The organism is Microbacterium sp. GXF7504 (assembly GCF_054798235.1).
Window position 1 is genome coordinate 3,635 of sequence record NZ_JBSJZI010000008.1, and the last position, 1,771, is coordinate 5,405.

At 55.6% G+C, this 1,771-nt stretch carries 1 rRNA gene; it reads right to left on the reverse strand.

What is annotated here, in order from left to right:
• Positions 1–10: 10 nt before the first annotated feature.
• Positions 11–1,535 (reverse strand): 16S ribosomal RNA (locus tag ACWAUO_RS15060).
• Positions 1,536–1,771 lie beyond the last annotated feature (236 nt).

Consider the following 1,771-nt stretch of genomic DNA (forward strand, 5'->3'; position numbering starts at 1 on the left):
TGCTCCTTAGAAAGGAGGTGATCCAGCCGCACCTTCCGGTACGGCTACCTTGTTACGACTTAGTCCTAATTACCGATCCCACCTTCGACGGCTCCCTCCACAAGGGTTAGGCCACCGGCTTCAGGTGTTACCGACTTTCATGACTTGACGGGCGGTGTGTACAAGACCCGGGAACGTATTCACCGCAGCGTTGCTGATCTGCGATTACTAGCGACTCCGACTTCATGAGGTCGAGTTGCAGACCTCAATCCGAACTGGGACCGGCTTTTTGGGATTCGCTCCACCTCACGGTATTGCAGCCCTTTGTACCGGCCATTGTAGCATGCGTGAAGCCCAAGACATAAGGGGCATGATGATTTGACGTCATCCCCACCTTCCTCCGAGTTGACCCCGGCAGTATCCCATGAGTTCCCACCATTACGTGCTGGCAACATAGAACGAGGGTTGCGCTCGTTGCGGGACTTAACCCAACATCTCACGACACGAGCTGACGACAACCATGCACCACCTGTTCACGAGTGTCCAAAGAGTTGACCATTTCTGGCCCGTTCTCGTGTATGTCAAGCCTTGGTAAGGTTCTTCGCGTTGCATCGAATTAATCCGCATGCTCCGCCGCTTGTGCGGGTCCCCGTCAATTCCTTTGAGTTTTAGCCTTGCGGCCGTACTCCCCAGGCGGGGAACTTAATGCGTTAGCTGCGTCACGGAATCCGTGGAATGGACCCCACAACTAGTTCCCAACGTTTACGGGGTGGACTACCAGGGTATCTAAGCCTGTTTGCTCCCCACCCTTTCGCTCCTCAGCGTCAGTTACGGCCCAGAGATCTGCCTTCGCCATCGGTGTTCCTCCTGATATCTGCGCATTCCACCGCTACACCAGGAATTCCAATCTCCCCTACCGCACTCTAGTCTGCCCGTACCCACTGCAGGCCCGAGGTTGAGCCTCGGGATTTCACAGCAGACGCGACAAACCGCCTACGAGCTCTTTACGCCCAATAATTCCGGATAACGCTTGCGCCCTACGTATTACCGCGGCTGCTGGCACGTAGTTAGCCGGCGCTTTTTCTGCAGGTACCGTCACTTTCGCTTCTTCCCTGCTAAAAGAGGTTTACAACCCGAAGGCCGTCATCCCTCACGCGGCGTTGCTGCATCAGGCTTCCGCCCATTGTGCAATATTCCCCACTGCTGCCTCCCGTAGGAGTCTGGGCCGTGTCTCAGTCCCAGTGTGGCCGGTCACCCTCTCAGGCCGGCTACCCGTCGACGCCTTGGTGAGCCATTACCTCACCAACAAGCTGATAGGCCGCGAGCCCATCCCGGACCGAAAAATCTTTCCAACAACTGACCATGCGGTCGCTGTTCGTATCCAGTATTAGACGCCGTTTCCAGCGCTTATCCCAGAGTCCGGGGCAGGTTGCTCACGTGTTACTCACCCGTTCGCCACTGATCCCCAAGAGCAAGCTCCTGGTTCACCGTTCGACTTGCATGTGTTAAGCACGCCGCCAGCGTTCATCCTGAGCCAGGATCAAACTCTCCGTAAAAGAAAAAAGCCAACCCAACCGGAATAAGGTCGAGCCAGCGAGTTCGATCTGACCAAAACGGATGTCATTACTGACATATCCACGCCGGTACCGAAGTACCGGACTTTTGATCCAAAGGAATTCTCAACGATCAACCGAAGTCGACCGACGAGGATAATTTGGCATTTGACAAGTGCACGCTGTTGAGTTCTCAAGGATCGGACGCTCCCGCCTTCACGCCTCACGACGCTCCCTGC